Annotated in this window: 18 protein-coding genes; 7 read left to right on the top strand and 11 right to left on the bottom strand. The window is 56.8% G+C overall.

What is annotated here, in order from left to right:
- Nucleotides 1–2 precede the first annotated feature (2 nt).
- The 5 genes from ACPXSQ_RS00205 to hpxU form a co-directional block, all read right to left on the bottom strand.
- Entirely contained in the window at nt 3–734 is a 732-nt protein-coding gene (locus tag ACPXSQ_RS00205; RefSeq protein WP_426142440.1) for an amino acid ABC transporter ATP-binding protein, read from the bottom strand.
- Entirely contained in the window at nt 715–1,371 is a 657-nt protein-coding gene (locus ACPXSQ_RS00200; protein WP_024471625.1) for an amino acid ABC transporter permease, read from the bottom strand. The genes ACPXSQ_RS00205 and ACPXSQ_RS00200 overlap by 20 nt, the downstream gene beginning before the upstream one ends.
- Nucleotides 1,371–2,036, bottom strand: coding sequence for an amino acid ABC transporter permease (locus tag ACPXSQ_RS00195; RefSeq protein WP_426142438.1), 666 nt, complete (start codon nt 2,034–2,036; stop codon nt 1,371–1,373). Before ACPXSQ_RS00195 ends, ACPXSQ_RS00200 begins: the two co-directional genes overlap by 1 nt.
- Before the next feature lie 10 nt (nt 2,037–2,046).
- Nucleotides 2,047–2,832: a transporter substrate-binding domain-containing protein gene (locus ACPXSQ_RS00190; protein WP_014592993.1), complete on the bottom strand. Its 786-nt coding sequence runs from the start codon at nt 2,830–2,832 to the stop codon at nt 2,047–2,049.
- Nucleotides 2,833–3,024: 192 nt separating this feature from the next.
- A complete protein-coding gene (gene hpxU, locus ACPXSQ_RS00185) occupies nt 3,025–3,864 on the bottom strand; it encodes a MurR/RpiR family transcriptional regulator HpxU (protein WP_029569679.1) in 840 nt (279 codons plus the stop codon).
- Between the two features lie 156 nt (nt 3,865–4,020).
- Here hpxU and ACPXSQ_RS00180 point away from each other — a divergent pair, with 156 nt between their 5' ends.
- From ACPXSQ_RS00180 to hpxZ, 4 genes are read left to right on the top strand one after another with little or no spacing between them, the layout of a single operon-like run.
- Entirely contained in the window at nt 4,021–5,607 is a 1,587-nt protein-coding gene (locus ACPXSQ_RS00180; protein WP_014592991.1) for a gamma-glutamyltransferase family protein, read from the top strand.
- 12 nt (nt 5,608–5,619) lie between these two features.
- The gene (gene hpxX / locus ACPXSQ_RS00175) at nt 5,620–5,802 is read left to right on the top strand and encodes an oxalurate catabolism protein HpxX (RefSeq protein WP_013024749.1); all 183 of its coding nucleotides are present in this window, start codon (nt 5,620–5,622) and stop codon (nt 5,800–5,802) included.
- Nucleotides 5,799–7,196, top strand: coding sequence for an AtzE family amidohydrolase (locus tag ACPXSQ_RS00170; RefSeq protein WP_426142434.1), 1,398 nt, complete (start codon nt 5,799–5,801; stop codon nt 7,194–7,196). Before hpxX ends, ACPXSQ_RS00170 begins: the two co-directional genes overlap by 4 nt.
- The gene (hpxZ, locus tag ACPXSQ_RS00165) at nt 7,196–7,579 is read left to right on the top strand and encodes an oxalurate catabolism protein HpxZ (protein ID WP_014606520.1); all 384 of its coding nucleotides are present in this window, start codon (nt 7,196–7,198) and stop codon (nt 7,577–7,579) included. The genes ACPXSQ_RS00170 and hpxZ overlap by 1 nt, the downstream gene beginning before the upstream one ends.
- A 79-nt stretch (nt 7,580–7,658) precedes the next feature.
- Here the strand turns inward: hpxZ and ACPXSQ_RS00160 are convergent, their stop codons facing one another.
- Nucleotides 7,659–8,606: a LysR substrate-binding domain-containing protein gene (locus ACPXSQ_RS00160; protein ID WP_426142432.1), complete on the bottom strand. Its 948-nt coding sequence runs from the start codon at nt 8,604–8,606 to the stop codon at nt 7,659–7,661.
- A 98-nt stretch (nt 8,607–8,704) separates the two neighbouring features.
- On the opposite strand from ACPXSQ_RS00160, the gene ACPXSQ_RS00155 reads away from it, so the two are divergent.
- A complete protein-coding gene (locus tag ACPXSQ_RS00155; protein ID WP_015700904.1) occupies nt 8,705–9,478 on the top strand; it encodes a 2OG-Fe(II) oxygenase family protein in 774 nt (257 codons plus the stop codon).
- A gap of 56 nt (nt 9,479–9,534) precedes the next feature.
- On the opposite strand, the gene argE is transcribed toward ACPXSQ_RS00155, so the two are convergent.
- The 5 genes from argE to ACPXSQ_RS00130 form a co-directional block, all read right to left on the bottom strand.
- Nucleotides 9,535–10,704, bottom strand: coding sequence for an acetylornithine deacetylase (gene argE, locus ACPXSQ_RS00150; RefSeq protein WP_426142430.1), 1,170 nt, complete (start codon nt 10,702–10,704; stop codon nt 9,535–9,537).
- The gene (locus ACPXSQ_RS00145; RefSeq protein ID WP_014606524.1) at nt 10,682–11,356 is read right to left on the bottom strand and encodes a DUF1028 domain-containing protein; all 675 of its coding nucleotides are present in this window, start codon (nt 11,354–11,356) and stop codon (nt 10,682–10,684) included. Before ACPXSQ_RS00145 ends, argE begins: the two co-directional genes overlap by 23 nt.
- Nucleotides 11,353–11,787: a RidA family protein gene (locus tag ACPXSQ_RS00140; RefSeq protein WP_013024742.1), complete on the bottom strand. Its 435-nt coding sequence runs from the start codon at nt 11,785–11,787 to the stop codon at nt 11,353–11,355. Before ACPXSQ_RS00140 ends, ACPXSQ_RS00145 begins: the two co-directional genes overlap by 4 nt.
- 17 nt (nt 11,788–11,804) lie before the next feature.
- On the bottom strand, nt 11,805–13,070 hold the full coding sequence (locus ACPXSQ_RS00135; protein ID WP_013024741.1) for a flavin-containing monooxygenase: 1,266 nt from the start codon (nt 13,068–13,070) through the stop codon (nt 11,805–11,807).
- A 245-nt stretch (nt 13,071–13,315) separates the two neighbouring features.
- Nucleotides 13,316–14,227 (bottom strand): LysR substrate-binding domain-containing protein, encoded by a 912-nt coding sequence (locus tag ACPXSQ_RS00130; protein ID WP_013024740.1) that lies wholly within the window; start codon nt 14,225–14,227, stop codon nt 13,316–13,318.
- Between the two features lie 425 nt (nt 14,228–14,652).
- Here ACPXSQ_RS00130 and ACPXSQ_RS00125 point away from each other — a divergent pair, with 425 nt between their 5' ends.
- The gene (locus ACPXSQ_RS00125; protein WP_014606526.1) at nt 14,653–16,176 is read left to right on the top strand and encodes an amino acid ABC transporter permease/ATP-binding protein; all 1,524 of its coding nucleotides are present in this window, start codon (nt 14,653–14,655) and stop codon (nt 16,174–16,176) included.
- A gap of 27 nt (nt 16,177–16,203) precedes the next feature.
- A complete protein-coding gene (locus ACPXSQ_RS00120) occupies nt 16,204–17,076 on the top strand; it encodes a phytanoyl-CoA dioxygenase family protein (RefSeq protein ID WP_013024737.1) in 873 nt (290 codons plus the stop codon).
- Nucleotides 17,077–17,094: the final 18 nt, after the last annotated feature.

Raw genomic sequence — 17,094 nt, 5'->3', positions numbered from 1 at the left:
ACTCAAAGACGCACAGAGGAAATAAACTGCTTTAGCTCCGCCGTCTGTGGAGAAGCGAACAGCGTTTTACTGTCGCCCTGCTCCCAGACGCGCCCCTGATGCATAAAGACCACACGATCGCCCACGTCGCGGGCGAAGTTCATTTCATGGGTGACGAGAATCAACGTCATGCCCTCGGCGGCAAGCTGTTCCAGCACTTTTAGCACTTCACCGACCAGCTCAGGATCCAGTGCAGAGGTAATCTCATCACACAGTAAGACGCGGGGTTCCATCGCCAGCGCGCGGGCAATGGCAACGCGCTGCTGCTGACCACCAGACAGGCTGGAAGGGTAATAATCCAGCCGCTCGCCCAGCCCCACTTTATCCAGCATGCGCGCCGCCAGTTCGCGGCACTCTGCCTGGCTTTTTTTCAGTACCCGACGCGGCGCCAGCATGACGTTTTCCAGCGCCGTCATATGCGGGAACAGATTGAAGTTCTGAAACACCATGCCGACTGAGCGGCTGATTTCCCGCGCCTGGGAATCACGGTCGGTAATCGTCATACCGCCGAGTTTAATGCTGCCATCCTGATAGCCTTCCAGCCCGTTCATGCAGCGCAACAGCGTACTTTTGCCTGAACCGCTGCGCCCGATAATGGAGATCACTTCTCCCATATCGATATCCAGATCCACGCCTTTGAGAACGTGGTTGGTGCCGTAATACTTCTGCACCTGATTAATGGTGATGAGCGGCATTAAATTTTTTCTCCAGATACTGGCTGTAACGCGACAGCGGATAACACAGCAGGAAATAGCCCAGTGCCACCAGCCCAAAGACTTTAAAGGGCTGATAGGTCACGTTATTCAGAATGGTGCCGGCCTTGGTCAGCTCGACGAACCCGATAATGGATGCCAGCGCCGTGCCTTTGATCACCTGCACCGCAAATCCCACCGTGGGGGCAATCGCAATGCGAATCGCCTGGGGTGCGATGACCCGCGTCAGCGTCTGACCAAAATCAAGCCCGAGGCAGCGTGATGCTTCCCACTGGCCCTTGGGCAGGGCCTGAATACTGCCATGCCAGATATCCAGCAGAAACGCGCTGGTATAAAAGGTCAGCGCCAGCGAGGCGGCGGTCCAGGGCGCGACGTCGATACCGAACAGTCCGACGCCAAAGAAAGCCAGAAACAGCTGCATCAGCAGCGGCGTGCCCTGGAACAGTTCGGTATAGGCACGGATCACGCGCGTCAGCCATTTACGCTTTAACAGGCGTAAAAACAGCAGCGGCAGCGTGACCAGCGTGCCGCCTAAAAAGGCCACCAGCGACAGCGCGATGGTCCAGCGAGCCGCCAGCAGCAGATTGCGCAGGATGTCCCAGTCAGTAAAGGTTGTCATCATGCCTGCCCCCCCAGCCATTTGCGGCCAATCGCCAGCAGCAGCTGACGCATCACAATCGACAACGCCAGGTAAATCAGCGTGGTCACCGAGTAGACTTCAAAGCTCAAAAAGGTGCGCGACTGAATCAGGTTGGCGGCGAAGGTCAGTTCCTCGTAGGAGACCTGCGAAACCACCGACGATCCCAGCATGACAATGATGCACTGGCTCACCAGCGCCGGATAAATCCGCTGCAGCGACGGCGGCAAAACCACGCGTAAAAACGTCTGGCTGCGCGTCAACCCCAGAACCCGACCGGCTTCCCACTGCCCTTTTGGCGTGACCTGAATACCGGCACGGATAATTTCCGTACTGTAAGCCCCCAGGTTAACCAGCATGGCCAGCAGCGCGGCTTCACCCGCCGTGAGTTTCAGCCCCAGGTTCGGCAAGCCGAACACAATAAAGAACAGCTGCACCACAAACGGCGTGTTGCGTATCAGTTCAACATAGAGGCCCCACAGGCGGCTTAACCAACTGGGTTTACCACTGCGCAGCGCCGCGCCGATGATACCGATACTGACGCCCCCGACCGTTGCCAGCACGGTTAACTGGATCGTTACCCACAGGCCGGAGAGCAACTCCGGCCAGTACGGCCACAATGCAGGGAAATTAAGTTGCCCGGTCATTGCTCCGTCCTTATGCGCCCAGGTTGGCTGGCAGCGGCGCTTTCAGCCACTCTTCGGACATTTTATTCAGCGTGCCGTCTTTAATGCCCTGCTCGATCAGCGTATTCACTTTGTCTTTCAGCGCCGGCTCGTCTTTCTTCAATCCGATATAGCACGGAGAGTCTTTCAGCATAAATTGCGCAACAGGGGCTTTTGCCGGGTTCTGACGCGTAATGGCCGCGACCACAAGGTTACCCGTTGCCACGTACTGCACCTGGCCGGAGAGGTAAGCGGATAAGGTGGTGTTGTTATCTTCATAACGTTTCACCTGCGCATCCTTAGGGGCTACCTCACTCAGTACCATGTCCTCTACCGCACCGCGGGTGACGCCAACAGATTTACCGCTCAGTGCTGCGGCATCCTTCAGATGATCGCCTTTAGGACCGAAAACGCCCAGGAAGAACGGCGCATAGGCCCGGCTAAAGTCGATCACCTTTTCGCGTTCCGGGTTTTTCCCCATGCTGGAGATCACCAGGTCAACTTTGTCCGTTTGCAAGTAAGGTACGCGGTTCGCGCTGGTGACCGGCACCAGCTGCAACTTAAGTTTCATCTGCTTAGCCAGATACTTCGCCATGTCGATGTCATAGCCCTGGGGTTGCAGATCGGTTCCCACTGAGCCAAACGGCGGGAAATCCTGCGGTACCGCAACCCGCAGCACGCCGCGTTTCTGGATATCCTGCAGTTGATCGGCCAACACGTTGCCCGCCTGCACCATCAATACTGCCGCTGCTGCGACCGCCATCAGAACTTTTTTCATTATGCACCCCGGTGAGATTATGTGAAACAAAAGATTCTTATTGAAGGCATTCTGCAACTAATGTGCCAACGCGGACGCACGCTGAAAAATGCGACTTAATGGCTGCTAAGCGCTATTTATAGCGATACAGAGGCATCAGACGTTGCCCCGCAGGACGTTCCAAAACGGGGCAAAGCACCAAAACGGTGCCTGTTAACGGTGCTCCAGCTCGTCAAGATGGTGATAAAGATCGGCAATATGGTGAATGCGCTGGCGTCCGTCTGACAGCAGTTCATGCAGCAAGGCATTGGCAAGCAGGTTGATCAGGCTCATGGCCGACGCGTAACTGTCAAACGCTGACACGCTGTCCAGCGGTGCGCAAAACTGCCAGCGCGCCAGGGCGATAACGCTCTGTGCCTGAGGCTCGCACAGCGCCAGCACGGGAATAGCGGCGCTTTGCAACTGCTGCATCAGCGGCTGGATAATGCGGGTGCGCCGCCGGAAGGCGATAACCACGACCATATCCTCAGGCGTTATATCCACCAGGTCCTCGGCCAGCGTCTGTCCCGGCTGGGGCAGGATATGCACCTGCGAACGCGTCTGGATCAGCTGTTGGCGCAGGTGCAGCGCCACCGGATAGGCATTGCGCATGCCGACAATGTAGATACGTTTCGCCTGAGCCAGTTGAGCGATCACCTCAGTAAACTGCCGGGCATCAATGCTGTTTACCCACTGTGTCAGGTTGGCCATCTCCTGCTTGTAATGGCGCGACAGTAAGGTATTGCCCTGCACGGCATCGCGGTTATCCGTCAGCGGCATCCCGCTCTGGCGCAGGGTACGCAGCTCATCGCGCATATCTTTGTACTTGTCATAACCGAGCCGTTTAAATAGCCGGCTGACGGTCGCTTTTGACACGCCGCTCAGGCGCGCCAGCTCGGCGCTGTTATAGCTAATCAGATCGTCGAAGTGGTCAAAGATAAAGTCGGCAATGCGCTGCTCCTGCGGCGAAAGCTGGGGGTAATGGGTTTTGAGCCGTTCATCAAGCTGTTTCATTCTGGTCCTGTAACTTTTGTTTCAACCGCGGGGTTTAACAGAAGCTAGCATAATTTGGGCCAGATAAACCGGTTCCGATCCTTAGCGGCGATAAAAACTGGAACGGCTCTTGCTTAGTTATTGGTTCTGTACCCTGAATAACACAATGAGAAGAGCATGATTCAGAGCAATATGGCCCCGCTGGGCATGGCGGTAACGCCTCATCATCTGGCCAGTGAAAGTGCGCTGGCGGTGCTGCGTGAAGGCGGCAATGCGATTGAGGCAATGGTGGCCGCTGCTGCGACTATTGCCGTCGTCTATCCGCATATGAACGGCCTGGGCGGGGACGGTTTCTGGCTGATAATGCCGGGTAAGGGCGACCCCATTGCTATCGACGCCAGCGGCAGAGCGGGTTCTCTTGCAAATATCGACTTCTATCAGGGTGAAACGCAAATTCCACATCGCGGGCCAAAAGCCGCATTAACGGTGGCGGGCACGGTGAGCGGCTGGCATGAGGCATTGGCGCTGTCAGCCGAGCTGGGCGGCACGCCCCTGCCCCTGGCACGATTACTGCGTGACGCGGTGCGTTACGCGGCAGACGGCATTCCGGTCACGGCCTCGCAGGCCGCGGCCACCCGTAGCAAGCGCGAAGAGCTCCAGCATCAGCCCGGCTTTTCCGCCCTGTTTTTGCCGGACGGGGATGTTCCGGCGGAAGGCAGTCGTTTCACCCAACCCGATCTGGCGCGCACGCTCAGCCTGTTAAGTGAAGAAGGGCTGGAAAGCTTTTATCGCGGCACGCTGGCGCACCATCTGGCTGGCGAGATGGTCAACCTGGGCATTCCCGTTACCCTGGCCGATTTACAGCAGCAGCGGGCCAGTCGGGTCAAGCCATTGCATGTCAGACATAGCGAAGGCGATATCTGGAATATCACACCGCCGACGCAGGGGCTGGTTTCTCTGGCGATCCTGGGCATTACCGATCATCTGGATATGGCGAATGCCGATGAAGCACAAACCATTCACCGCATCGTTGAGGCGACAAAAAAAGCGTTTGCTTTACGCGATCGGCACATCACCGATCCCCGTCATGTGGTGGACGATCTGCAGGCGCTGCTCGACAGCGATCTGCTCACAACGATCGCCAGCCAGATTGATGATAACCGCGCCGCGCCATGGGGAACCGGACGAGGCCCCGGCGATACGGTCTGGATGGGCGTCATGGACAGCAGCGGCCTTTCCGTCTCTTTTATCCAGAGCATTTATCATGAATTTGGCAGTGGCGTGGTGATGCCCGGCACCGGGATCGTCTGGCAAAACCGCGGGGCGGCTTTCAGCCTCGATCCCGATCACCTGCTGGCACTCGCCCCGGGTAAACAACCTTTCCACACGCTGAACCCTGCCGCGGCGCGCCTGAAAGACGGCCGGACGATGGTATATGGATCCATGGGCGGTGACGGACAGCCCCAGACCCAGGCTGCCATTTTTACCCGCCATGTGATCCAGCGCCTGCCGCTGCAACAGGCGGTCAGCGCACCCCGCTGGCTGTTGGGCCGAACGTGGGGACAGACCTCGGATTCCCTCAAGCTGGAGAGTCGCTTCGCGCCAGAAACGCTGGAGCGGTTACGTCAGTTAGGCCATGAGGTGGAGTCACTTCCGCCATTCAGTGAAGTCGTCGGCCATGCAGGTGCGATTGTTCGTCACAACAACGGTATGTTCGAAGGCGCAAGCGATCCGCGTAGCAACGGCAGCGCCGCCGGTTTTTGACAGGAGTACGTTATGAATCACATTGAGTGGGCAACCTATATCGCCCAAATGGAACACATTCTTCATCTGGAGCTGGACGACGCACGCCGTGCAGCCCTGCTGGTCCAGATGACGCGCATTGCCGATATGGCGGCCCCGCTGATGGCTTATCCGCTGGACGATCGTCTTGAAGTTGCAGGAGTGTACAACGCATGAGGCTGAGCGAGGTTTCCATTCAGGCACTTCAGCAGAAGATTCAGCAGGGAGAGATCAGTGCGCGTGAAGTGGCGGAGCAGACGCTGACCGCGATTGAGAAACAGAATCCGCAGCTTAATGCCTGGACGGATATCACTTCAACGCGAATGTTGCAGGAAGCGGATGCGATTGATAAACAGCACCTGCGCGGTGAGATGTTACCGCCGCTGGCGGGCATTCCCTATGCGGTAAAAAACCTGTTTGATGTGCAGGGTTACTCAACCCTGGCTGGGGCTGAATTATTTCGTCAGCGCCCGGCAGCCAACCGTGACGCCTTTGCCATCACCCAACTGCAACAGGCCGGCGCCCTGCTTTCTGGCATGGTGAATATGGATGCCTATGCCTACGGTTTTACCACTGAAAACAGCCACTATGGCGCCACGCGCAATCCGCATGATCTGGCGCGGATCGCCGGGGGATCCTCCGGCGGTTCAGCGGCAGCCGTGGCGGCCGGACTGGTGCCTTTCTCGCTGGGCACGGATACCAATGGATCGATACGCGTGCCGGCTTCCCTGTGCGGCATCTTTGGCCTGAAGCCAACCTTTGGTCGCCTGTCCCGCAGCGGTAGCCATCCGTTTGTCGCCAGTCTGGATCACATCGGTCCCTTTGCCCGCCGCGTTGACGATCTGGCGCAGGTTTACGATCTCCTGCAGGGTAAAGACAGCATGGATGCCTTTCAGGCCGATCGGCCTCAGGCACCCACGCGGCCTCAGTTGGAACGGGGGGCACAGGATTTGCGCTGTGCGGTTCTGGGCGGCTTCTTTTCGACGTGGTGTGATCATGATGCCCGTGCCGCGCAGATTCAAATCGCGACCGCGTTGCAGGCTAGTGAGGAAGTGATTATGGCGGAAGCCGAACTGGCCCGCTCAGCCGCCTTTATTATGACCGCGTCAGAAGGCGGCAATCACTATCTGCCGGCGCTGCGTCAGCAACCTGAACGGTTCGAACCTCATTCCCGTGAGCGCCTGCTGGCGGGCGCGATGCTGCCGGGTGCGTGGTATGTGCAGGCGCAACGCTTCCGTCGTCATTTCCAACAGCAAATACTGCCGTTGTTTGAGCGGTTTGATGTCCTGATCGCCCCCGCCACCCCTTGCAGCGCGCCGCTGATAGGTCAGGAAACCATCGCCATCAACGGCCAGAACTTGCCGACCAAGGCCAGCATGGGCATGTTAACCCAACCGATCTCTTTTCTCGGCCTGCCCGTCTGTACTGTTCCACTGGCCACGGCAAGCGGCTTGCCGATTGGTGTGCAGCTTATCGGTGCGCCGTTTAACGAACAGGCGGTATTACGAGCCGCCTTTGCCCTTGAACAACAAGGTCTGACATTTTCGCCTACCTGTATGGCTGGAGCCTGATGAATACTGAAGAGATTAACCGCCCCGACGTGCTGGATGCCGTAACCGCCGCCTTTTACCGTTACGAACAGGCGCTGACGGGCAACGATATTGCCGTTCTGGATGCGCTGTTCTGGCACGATGCCAGAACGGTGCGGCTGGGTGCCGGAGAGAACCTGTACGGCATTGATGAGATTCGCGCTTTCCGTGCCGCCCGCCCTTCGGCGGGGCTGGATCGCACCTTACAGAATACGGTGATCACCACCTTTGGCGATGCCTTTGCCGTGTGCAGTACCGAATTCACCCGTGCAGGCACGGAGAAAATTGGCCGTCAGCAACAAACCTGGGTGAAATTCCCCTCAGGCTGGCGCATCGTCGCGGCCCAGGTCAGTCTGATGAGTTAAACCGAACCATTGCGCCAGAGGCAAGGATGCCTCACCTTCATGCTGGTCGATCATCGTCCCGGTGACCAGTGCAGGCCCCTCAGGAAAGGGAGGCGGCATCCCCGGCTGGCTTTCCGGCGGGACCGCGCTCTGCCGCGCGTTCCCGCAGCCAGGCAATCATCTCCTCACTTCCCTCCTGGCTGGCTGTCCGCGCAGGCCAGGCAAGATAATAGGGTTTACTGAGCGGCAGACATAAGGAATCGATCGCCACCAACTCGCCCCGGGCCAGTTCCCCGGCAATCATGTGACGTTGCCCTAACAGCATCCCCGCGCCTGCCACCGCCGCATCAATCGCCAGTGAGGTCAGATTAAACGTCAGGCCGGGCTGCGCCACGGGCTCAGGGAGTCCTTTTGCCTCAAACCACGCAGGCCAGTCCGGCAGAAAACGTCCCTCTTTCCCCCAGTCGAGATGAATCAACGGAGCCTGGTTTAATCTGTCTGCGGCAGCAAAGGTATTGATCAGCGCGGGGCTGGCGACCGGAAAAACCTCATCATGGAACAGATACTGTTTGTTCAGCCTGGGATAGGCCTCTTCCCCAAAGCAAATAACAAAATCAGCCGGGGTTTTACTGAAGTCCACGTCGGCGTGCGTGCCATGAAGAGAGAGGCCGACATGCGGACAGCGCGCTCGCCAGTCAGACAAATGCGGCAGGATCCATTTTGATGCCAGTGCGGGAAGCGCATACAGCGTAAGCTGGGCGGCGGTATCTTTACGCCCGATATTCCGTTGGCCAAGCTGCAGTATATCGAAGGCTTCCGACACGTAGCGGAGATACTGCCTGCCCATCTCAGTCAGCATGACACCATGCTGAGTCCGTAAAAACAGGACGCAGCCAAGGTGATCTTCCAGCTGACGAATCTGCTGGCTCACCGCGGCTGGCGTCAAGGCCAACTGCGCCGCCGCCTTTGTCAGGCTGCCGGTTTCCGCAGCGACCTTAAATGACTGAATAACGTTAATTTTAGGCAGGCGCAACGACGGCGTGGGCATTAAGGCTTCCTTATCAGGGTCTTAAATATTTATTGGTATTCAGTACAATCGGGCCTCGTTACAGTGATGACTAAATAATCACGCGTAGGAAATAAACGATGTCTGAATCTCTGGTACGCACTGACTTACATCCTCTGTCCAGTCACGCCTGGCGTCAACAGTGTCGGACGCAACTTCATCAGCAGGGCGCGCTGGTGCTGCGCAATTTTTTACAGCCCGCCGCCTTAGCGGCCATCGTCGCAGAAGGCGATGCGCAACGCCACCGTGCTTACCATACCCAAAGTAAGCATAACGTCTACCTGATGAAAACGGACCCTGCGTTTAGCGATACGCATCCCCGGAACCGCGAAGTCAGTAGCACTAAGGGCTGTATTACTGATGACGTCATCGCGCCGGATTCTCCGCTGCGTCAGCTCTATGACGATGCACTTTTTCAATCTTTTTTGTGTGAGGTGCTTGATGAAGAGGCGTTGTATCCCTACGCCGATCCTTTGTCGTCCATTAACCTTCACTATGCCTCGCACGGGAAAGAGCTGGGATGGCATTTCGATAACTCGTCGTTTGCCATCACGTTACTGGTGCAGAAACCAACCGGCGGCGGGCGGTTTCAGTATGTGAAAGATCTGCGGGATGCCGATGCGGGCGAGATGAATTATCCGGGCGTGGCCGACGTGCTGGATGAACAGCAGCCCGTCGAAGAGCTGGCAATTGAAGCCGGTGACCTGGTGCTGTTTCGGGGACGTAATTCCCTGCATCGCGTGACGCCTACCGAAGGCGACGTGACCCGGATGCTGGCGGTGCTGGCTTACAATACCGCGCCCGGCATCGCCTTGTCTGAGACGGCCCGGATGACATTTTACGGTCGGTTGTAAACGGCACCGGCGAGCGGATGGGCTCAGGCCACACGGGGCGTTCCGCCCTGCGTGGCTTAACCGGCCGCGTGCATCCACTGGCGCAGATTTTTTAACATCGTCATACAGCGTTCAAGCTGTTCAACACTGACAAACTCATCTGCTTTGTGGCCCTGTTCCATACTTCCCGGCCCACAAACCAGGGTCGCTATTCCCATCTCGTTAAATAACCCGCCTTCGGTGCCAAAGGCCACCGTGGTGAAGTCGTCTTGCCCACTCCACTGCGCCAGCCAGCGGGCAAAGTCTGTCTGCGGATCCGTCAGCAAGCCGGGATAGTCGCTCAGCGGCTGAAAGGCAATGTGACATACCGGATCAATGCGCTGCATTTCAGGCATCAGCTCAGCTTCGGCGAAGTGGCGCACACTGTCATACAGGTTCTGGACATCCGTATCGGGCAGCGTTCGCCATTCCACATCAAACTGGCAGGTTTCAGGCACAATATTGAGTGCTGTTCCGCCCTGAATCGTGCCCACCTGCAGCGTGCTGTAGGGCGGTTCGAACCGTTCATCACGTTGCTGCCTGAGCGCCGCTTCCTGATGCAAAAGATGCGCAATTAGCCGCCCGGCATAGTGAATCGCGTTGACGCCCTGGTGCGTATAGGCGGAATGACAGGCAAGGCCCTGTACCCGGCAGCGCACCGCCCGCTTTCCCTTATGTCCGTAAACCGGCTGCATGCCGGTCGGCTCACCCACGATACACATCGCGGGCTTTGCCGCTGAGGCATTGAGCATCGCCACCAGCGAGCGCACGCCCAGGCAGCCGACCTCTTCGTCATAGGAAAAAGCAAGATGTAAGGGCATGCGGAGGGGCTGTTGCAGAAAGTCATCCAGCGACGCCAGCACGCAGGCAATAAAGCCTTTCATGTCGGCGCTTCCCCGCCCATAACATCGCCCGTCACGCTCCGTCAGGGCGAAAGGCGGAACGGACCAGTTTTGTCCCTCAACCGGCACCACGTCCGTGTGCCCTGACAGCATGACCCCGCCCTCGCCGTCCGGCCCCAGACGCGCATACAGATTGGCTTTTTTACCGCTGTCGTCATGCAGCCACTGCGTCGTCACGCCTCTGTCAGTCAGGTAGTCGTCAATAAACTGAATCAGGGCCAGATTTGACGCCCGGCTGGTTGTGTCAACGGCCAGCAGTGAGGCCAGAAGCGCCCGTAAACGGTCATTCATCGCCGGGCACGCCATAGGAGGGAGCCTCACGCGGATCCAACGCGCGCGTGACATAGGCTTCCATCTGCGGTTCATAGGCAAGCCACAGTTGCGTCAGTTGTCCGACAGGATCGCCTTCTGTCCAGTCGATGCGCAGATCCACCAATGGCCAGGTGTAGTCATCCACCAGTTTGAGCGCGGCAGAATGTAACGGTCCGGCTTCTCCGCCCGCCGCTACACCGGCCTGAAGGGCCGCAAGCAGCCTGCTGGCCAGTTCACCGGAGGCCGCAGCAAAAGCCGCACACATTGCTGCCGTCACGCCTTTGTCCGCCAACATATTACCTGCGGCGATACAGTTTTTTCCTTCAGCCACGCTCCAGATCCCCAGGGTTTGGCTGCCACTGAAAAACGCCGTATTCCCCTGAATATCGATCGCGGCGACCTGACGGTAGTCACTGAATCTGTCTTCAGCCAGCGCCAGCTTGAGCGCCACATCGAGCGCGCGGCCCTGATCCAGATACACCAGAATCTGCTGCCCCAGAGAAGGCAGCGTAATGTTCTGGCTGGATACGGCCCCCACGCCAGCCTGCAGCCAGGGGCAGCGCGCGCCCACGGCGATGCTGGATGAACTGATGGCGATGCCAAGTTGACCGGTTTCTTCACAACGTGCCGTTACCGATAAGGTCATTGGGTCGCTCCACCTTTCCAGTCATCCGGAATCACCGCAATGACATCTATTTCCATCAGCCACTGCGGCTGCGCCAGGGCTGAAATCACCAGACCAGTCGAGACGGGGAAAACGCCTTTGAGCCATTTTCCCACTTCACGGTACACCGGCTCGCGGTAGCGCGGATCGATAATATAGGTGGTGGTTTTGACGATATGCGACAAGTCGCTTCCTGCCTCTTCCAGCAGTTGCTTCACATTTTTCATCGCCTGCGCCGCCTGTGCAGCCGGATCGCCCAGACCAATCAGATTGCCGTCGAAGTCCGTGCCGACCTGGCCCCGCAGGTACACCGTGTTACCTGCACGCACGGCCTGGCAGAGATCGTTGTCCAGCGTTTGATTGGGATAGGTTTCTTTGGTGTTAAACATCCGAATACGTGTATGGGTTGGCATAAAGACAGTCTCCTGGTTCAGTTTTCTGAAGCGGCACGGTAATCCTGATACTGGCGCTGGATAGCAATATGGTCGGCGACATATTTTGCGTCATGCCACACGCCCCAGATAAACGAGGACCCCCGGCGCGACTGCCAGGGAAGCCCGAGAAAATAGAGCCCGGACTCGGTGGAAACGCCGCGTTGATGAACGGGTCTGCGCTTCTCGTCAAAGGCGTTAACCTTCAGCCAGCTGTAATCGGTGGCATAGCCCGTTGCCCAGATGAGGGTGGTTATCCCTGCGCGGACGAGATTGAGCGACTGCACAGGATGCGAGACGCTTTCCGGATCGGGCAGAAACGCGCGCGCGGCCGGATCCTCGGGCAAATTCAGGCCATGCCGTTTTACCCAGGCATCCGCCGCGTCAAGCAGGGATAAATAGTTTTCATCACCCGAGGCGATGTTTTGCGCCAGATCGGGCTTAAAGGTCACGACATCACCGGAAAAGCGCTCCGTTAACCCGACCAGGTTGATGCCCTGTTCCGCCAGCCTGCGAAAGTCAACGGTATGGCCGCCTCGCGCGCCGCTGACCGCAATGGTGACGTGCTCTTTACCCGGTTGACTGGCAGCAGCATCCCACAGGCCGAGCACACCTAACCACCAGCAAAAATCCCGGTTGCGATAACGGCGCGGCGGCCGATCGTGCGGCCCAACAGAGAGCCAGACGTCTTTTCCTGCACGCTGCAGCTCATCAGCAATCTGCACCCCTGACGAGCCTGCGCCGATCACCAGCACGCCGCCTTCAGGCAGTTGTTGCGGGTTGCGATAGTCTGCTGAATGCAATTGAGTGAATCCTGCATCCGTGGGCGCAATCGCGGGGATAATGGGCTTCTGAAAGGGGCCTGTGGCAACGACCACGCGTTGAGCGACGAGCGGGCCTTCAGAGGTGAGGACATCGAACCCGCTGCGCCCGGCACGAGGCGCCACGCTGATGACCTCGACGCCGGTCTTGACAGGGGCTTTAATGTGTTGCGCATAGGCTTCAAAATAGTCCGCGATCTGTTCTTTAGGCACAAAGCTGTCGGGATCCTGCCCCGAAAACGTCATGCCGGGAAACCGGTCGTGCCAGGCCGGGCCGTTGGCGACCAGCGAATCCCAGCGGCGGGTCCGCCATGCCTCAGCAATACGTTTTTTTTCCAACACGCAATGCGGAATGCCGAGCCGCCCCAGATGCTCGCTCATGGCGATACCGGCCTGTCCTGCCCCAATCACCAGGGTGTCTGTTTCTTGCTCTGTTATTGTCATTCCACCATCCTCAAGCCCGCCGTTTCAATGACGTGTTCCTGACACGCGATAGCGCCAAGACTATTTGAGGCAAGTGAATGGGTAAAATATTATAAAGCTAATATCTGAATAAGAAATTAATAAGCAAAGGATGTGCAGCCGATTATTATGGCCACCCAACGATTACAACGCGGAATGACTCAACACCGTGGTCAAAAATACTTTTCCTTTTCTTACCGAACTGCACGATAAATGCACCCTGCTTTTCACGCCGTCGGCCCTAATGCACTATTCTGGCAATAGTCCATAAAAAGTTTTGTTGGGCGCGTCGGTTCATTATGACTTAACCAGGCCATGATTAACGTCGAGGCTTCCATCTCATCTTCAATATCAATCTGCGCAAGTTTTTCACCGTCATAAGTCATATCCGTGTAAGGCCGGGTGACCAGCACGGAAAAGCCTAATCCCTGCCCCACCATGCACCGTACCATTTCGATGGAGGGCGAACTGTAGGCAACCTGCGGGTGATAACCTTTGCTTTTGAAAATATTGATGAAGTAATTCCTGCTGGGTACAGCATCCAGTAAAATCATGGGTTCCTGACTCAGCTCACGCAACGTGACGAGGGATTTTTGCGCCAGCGGATGCTTTACTGGTAAGAGCGCATAGGGTTTATGCGGCGCGTTCAACGCCGCTTTTTGTATCGTGTTATCCAGCTCAAGATCGTACAGGAAAGCCAGGTCGAAACGTCCGCGATGGAGCCCGTGCATCAGTTCATGCTGCTCGCCATCGTAAAGTTCAATGGTGATGTCGGGATAACGCTTTTTGAAGCCCGCAATCAGTTTTGGCATGTACAGCGGTGCCGCAGATTCGAAGCAACCTATTGCAATCGTTCCTGAAATCAGCGTGTTATCTGCACGTGAATTTTGCTCAAACTCATGTGTCAGGCGTAACAGCTCCTGGGCTTTTTCATAAAAACGGCGGCCACCGGGCGTCAGAGAAACCCCTTGAGCATGATGACGGATCAACAGCTGCTGATCGAAGGCGTCTTCCAGATTTTTAATGGAGACAGAGATAGAGGGCTGTGCGATATGCAGCTGGCGCGAAGCTTCAGCAATGCTTTCTGTCTCTACGACGGCGACAAAATACCTGAGCTGTTTAAGTGTAAAGCGACTCATAGCGTTACCTCTGTTTTTTATGGCTACCCGGAAGCTTTGCTTCGTTTTCTACTAAGTAGCGCTGCAAATGCTGTGCCACATCACGTTCAGTTAGCCTGCGTGCCCTTTATTCAAAAATACCGCCCGCCTGTTTTTTTAGCCGCAACCGATCGCGACGCTCAAAAAAAGAAATTGCACCAATAACTCTCACGTTGCGTCTTAATGATCAGCGCCCTGCCCTAAATAAGCGCAAAAAGGGAAGCAATACGCTAATTATTCCCCTGTGATATTAAAAAACGCGTCATTTAAAAAGGCAGATAGCCATTGGATAGTTTTTTTAAAATCAGAACCAAAGAAATTACTAATTGCTATCGTTCCCGTCATGCCGCCATAGTGAATTACAGAATTAAATGACTAACCCTCTTCTGTTTAATGTGAGCAAGCCCATGACATTTAACTGGAACTATATGTTCAGTCTGTTTAGCGACGCTAACTTTTGGCTGGCGACCTGGACCGTCATCAAACTGAGCCTGCTGACCTGGGGAATGAGCATTATCGCGGGATTTATTCTGGCGCTGGCCAAGCAGTCGCGCCATCCCTTGTTGACGCTGCCTGCCCGATTTTATATCTGGCTCTTTCGTAGCCTGCCTTTACTGGTGCTGCTGATTTTTGTTTACAACCTGCCTCAGGCAGTGCCCGCCACGTCGGCGATATTGAGCGATCCGTTTTGGGCCGGGTTTATTGCGCTGACCATTTGTGAGAGCGCCTATATCGCGGAGATTCACCGCGGCGGGCTGCTGTCAATTCCCAGGGGCCAGAGCGAGGCTGCCCGGGCACTGGGACTACGCTATGCCGGTATTCAGTGGCGCATTATTATTCCACAGGCTCTGCGTGTGGCCTTGCCAGCGCTGGCGAACGAATACATCGCGATCGTGAAGCTGACGTCGCTGGTCTCTGTTATCTCACTTACCGAAATTTTGATGGTCGGCCAGCGGCTTTACTCGCAGAACTTTCTGGTCATGGAAACCATGGCTGCCGTGGCCTTCTATTACGTGCTGATCGTCACCGTCTTTGATTTCCTGTTAAAGCAGCTGGAGCGCTATCTTGACGTCACGCAGCGTCAGCCTTCCGGCAAACCCGATGCGCAACTGTTCGACCTCGCACAACGCACGGCGGTGAGCCCGGTTCGTCAGGCAGTGCACGACAGCGGGCCAGCGTTGCAGGCCCTGCGTCTTCACAAGGCTTACAACAATGTTGAAGTACTGGGCGCAGTGAACCTTCAGATCCACGCTGGTGAGGTGGTCTCGGTGATCGGGCCTTCAGGCTCGGGAAAAACCACGCTGATTCGCCTGCTCAACGGCCTGGAGCAGATCGATAACGGTGAGATTCGTATTAACGGAAAACCTTTTATTCACCTTCGTCAGCAGGGAGAACAACGTAAGCCACGCTTCATTGAGCATACCGAGCACCGCCTCAACATTGGGATGGTTTTTCAGAGCTTCAACTTGTTCAGCCACCTCAACGTTATGGATAACCTGATGCTGGCACCGCGCTATCACAAGCTCGCGCCCACCCAGGCCTTAAAGCAGCAGGCCGCCGCGCTGCTTTTCAAAGTCGGCATGCTCGAACATGCGTGGAAATACCCTCATCAGCTCTCCGGTGGTCAGCAGCAACGCGTGGCTATCGCACGCGCCTTAATGATGCGCCCCCAAATCATGCTGTTCGACGAACCCACGTCAGCGCTGGACCCTGAAAAAGTGAATGAAGTCCTTCAGGTGATTGAAGCCCTGGCAAGCGAGGGCATCACCATGGTGATCGTGACCCATGAGATGAACTTTGCCTTCAAAGTTTCTGACCGAATTGTCTTTATGGAAAAAGGACGCGTGGTCTGTGACGACGCACCCCAGGCGCTGCGCGATGGCCAGCATCCGCGCGTGGAAGCATTTCTGAAGGATGTCTCGCTGGCGTAACGATGTATTCAACACGAGGGCACGACCATGATTGAACAGTGGCAGGTAGATCAGTATCACCAGCAGGGATTTCTGGTAGTTGAACATGTCCTGACAAGCGAGGAAATCGCCGCGCTGCAGCACGATTTTGACCAATGGGTTGAGGAAAGCCGCAGCCAGAGTGCCCCCTGGGGCAATACTCAGGATGGCCGTTCGCGTTTCGACATTGAGAGCGATCACAGTGCCGACCATCCTTCTTTGCGTCGCGTGAGCTCACCAAACGACATCTCTGCCGCCTATCGCCATGCGGCACTGCAGTCACGAATGGCGCAGATTGCCGGGCAGTTAATTGGTGGCAGCGGCGCACGCTATCATCACAGCAAGATCAACTCGAAGCTGCCCCATACCGCAACGAAAGTGGAATGGCATCAGGATTTCCTGTTCACCCCGCACAGCAACGACGATATCGTGACCGCGCTGCTGATGGTCAGTGAGGTCACGCCGGAAAATGGCCCGCTGAACGTGGTGCCGGGCAGCCATCGGGGACCACTGTATTCGCACTGGCAGGACGGGCGTTTTACCGGGGCCGTCGAGCCTGCGGTGGTGAAAGAGCAGTGTCAGCAGCCCAGCGCCTGCTTTGGTCCCTCCGGGTCCGTGTGCTTTATGCACACAAGGCTGCTGCACGCCTCCAGCCCCAATGAAACCGAGTGGCCGCGCACGCTGTTTATCGCCGTGTACGCGGCGGAAGACGCGCTGCCGTTCGGTGAAAACCCCTTGCCCAGCCCGGATGCCGGAACGCTGGTTTATGGTGACGAAAGCGGCATGGTCCGCAGCACCCCAAATGAACTTCGCCTGCCGCAGAAACCGCGCGGAGCCTCGTTCTTTGTTCAGCAGGCAGGTCAAGATCTTGCCAACGTCTGATTGCGCCTAACAGAGAGA

The organism is Pantoea sp. EEL5, from assembly GCF_049892805.1.
GTDB lineage: Bacteria > Pseudomonadota > Gammaproteobacteria > Enterobacterales > Enterobacteriaceae > Pantoea > Pantoea ananatis.
The sequence above is the reverse complement of the archived record's forward strand: the minus strand, read 5'-3'. Positions and strand labels throughout refer to the sequence as shown.